We start from the raw sequence: 1,175 nt of genomic DNA on the forward strand, positions 1-1,175 counted from the left end.
GGCAGGAGTTGCGCAGTCTGATCACCGATCCGGTTCTGCTCGGCCTCATTGTCTATGTCTTCACCGTGGCGGTCTACACGGTCGCGACCGGCGCCAAGCTCGAAGTCGAAGCCGCGCGCGTCGCGGTGGTGGACGAGGATCATTCCGAATTGTCACGGCGCATCGCCTCGGCGCTGTTGCCGCCGCTGTTCCGGGCGGCCGAGAACATCGATCCCGATCAGATCGACGCCGGCCTCGACAGCGGCCGCTACGTGTTCGTCATCGAGATTCCGCCGAAGTTCGAGGCCGATGCGCTGGCCGGCAAAACCCCGACCGTGCAGCTCGATCTCGACGCCACCGCTATGGCAATCGCCGGCAACGGCGCGGTCGATATCCAGAACATCATTTTGAACGAGACCGCGAGCTATCTGCGCAAGGATAGCGGCATCGCGCCACAGCCGGTCGATCTTGTGGTCCACGCCAAATTCAATCCCAATCTGAATTCGAGCTGGTTCACGGCGGTGATGCAGGTGATCAACAACATCGCCATTCTGGCGATCATCCTCACCGGCGCGGCGCTGATCCGCGAACGCGAACGCGGTACCATCGAGCATCTTCTTGTGATGCCTGTGACGCCGATCGAGATCATGCTGGCCAAGATCGTCGCCAACGGCTTCGTCATCATCGTCGCCTCGCTGCTGTCGATCGAGACCATGGTGCGGATCGTGCTCGGCGTGCCGATCGCCGGCTCGCTGGCGTTGTTCACCGGCGGCATGATCCTGTTCATGTTCTCGGTGACGTCGATCGGCCTCTTGCTCGCGACCTTTGCCCGCACCATGCCGCAATTCGGCCTGCTGGCATTGCCCGTGATGGTGATCCTCAATCTGCTGTCAGGCAGCACCACGCCGCTCGAAACGATGCCGATGTGGCTGCAGTGGATCATGAAGTTCACGCCCAATATGCAATTCGTCGCCTTCTCCCAGGCGGTGCTGTATCGCGGCGCGGGCTTCGATCTGGTGTGGCCGCAGCTCCTCGCACTGGCGGCGATCGGCGTCACCACGCTGACGGTGTGTCGGATCCGCTTCGCCGCAACGATCTCGGCGCAGGATTGAGATGCACCTTTGGCAACGGGGACCGGGACGCCTAGGTTGTTTGCCGTCTGCTATCGGACGCCCAGCGTCGCTGCGCCGTAGATG

The 1,175-nt window shown here is 62.4% G+C and carries 1 protein-coding gene; it reads left to right on the top strand.

The annotated features are described in order from the left end of the window. The coding region (locus I5M_RS26155; protein WP_022724095.1) for an ABC transporter permease at positions 1-1,091 on the top strand (1,091 nt) is incomplete at its 5' end. Positions 1,092-1,175: the final 84 nt, after the last annotated feature.

This window comes from Rhodopseudomonas sp. B29, from assembly GCF_000333455.1.
GTDB lineage: Bacteria > Pseudomonadota > Alphaproteobacteria > Rhizobiales > Xanthobacteraceae > Rhodopseudomonas.